The following is a 1047-nucleotide window of genomic DNA, read 5'->3' on the forward strand; positions in this document are numbered from 1 at the left end:
TTCTTCGACGGCACTATCAGGAATACGAAGCCGACAAGAAGAAGCGCCTCGGCGAAGAAGCCGCCAAGCCCAAGCGTATCCGTTACAAACCGGTTACGCGTTGATGACTTGACTGAAATGGTCGGGAAAACGCCGCTGCTTCCAGCGGCGTTTTTTTTCGTCCGTGCAGCGGAACATCACCGGAGGTAAAGAGTTGTAGGGACGCATGACGCCACCCATCGCGCTGGCTACCATCGTGGATCACAAGACTAAGGGAGCCCCGATGACAATCCGCCTGATGCCGACGCTGTCCCTTGCGATGGTGGCCGCACTGGCCGGCTGCGCCTCCTCGCAACCGGTCACGCAGATCGACAAGGACACCTACCTGCTGGTGGCCAGTTCACGCTGGCGCGGCAATGACGGCGTGGCGGCACAGGGTCTGCAGCAGGCCGATGACTGGTGCCGCCAGCAGGGCCGCCGTGCGCGCATCATCGGCAGCGAGCGTTCAGAGGGCGTGATCGGCGTGATGCCGCCCAAGGTGATGCTTAGTTTCAAATGTGATCTTGTTCGCCAGTAGGCCGTCCCATGGCCCGGGAGCCGGCAGGAATCGGCCTGCGCGGGTAGAATCACGCCCTTGCCGTGCCCACAAGGCGCGTGATCGAGGATAGAGAAGAGGCCGCCACCGGACCTGGTGCACGAAGTCTCTCCGCCGCAGTGTGCGTCATCCGCGCAATGAACATAAAAACGCGCCATCCCGGCATGATCGTCTTCATGCACGGGCCTGTATTCATCATTCATCCATTGCCATGCTTGCCACCATCACCCGCCTCTTTCCCGTGTGGGCGCTGCTGCTTTCCGCCGCTGCCTACTTCACGCCGCCGACCTTCACGCCCATCGGCAAATACATCACCCAGCTGTTGACGCTCATCATGCTGACCATGGGCGTCACGCTCACGGTGGACGACTTCAAGCGCATCATCAAGCGCCCCGCACCGGTGGCTGCCGGCATCATCCTGCACTACCTGGTCATGCCGCTGGCTGACTCTAGAGGTTCCCCGGGACCGAGCT

Annotated in this window: 1 protein-coding gene and 1 pseudogene; both read left to right on the forward strand. The window is 61.5% G+C overall.

The annotated features are described in order from the left end of the window. Positions 1–205 precede the first annotated feature (205 nt). Complete coding sequence (locus tag I5W_RS15180) at positions 206–556, forward strand: YgdI/YgdR family lipoprotein (RefSeq protein WP_243443136.1); 351 nt, start codon at positions 206–208, stop codon at positions 554–556. A 229-nt stretch (positions 557–785) separates the two neighbouring features. Continuing rightward, a pseudogene (locus I5W_RS15185) lies at positions 786–1047 on the forward strand (hypothetical protein); the annotation flags it as partial.

The organism is Herbaspirillum sp. B65, from assembly GCF_000333555.1.
Lineage (GTDB): Bacteria > Pseudomonadota > Gammaproteobacteria > Burkholderiales > Burkholderiaceae_D > Herbaspirillum > Herbaspirillum rubrisubalbicans.

Coding starts and splice junctions, on each gene's coding strand:
- I5W_RS15180 (WP_243443136.1), top strand. CDS start 206: ATGACGCCACCCATCGCGCTGGCTACCATCGTGGATCACAAGACTAAG.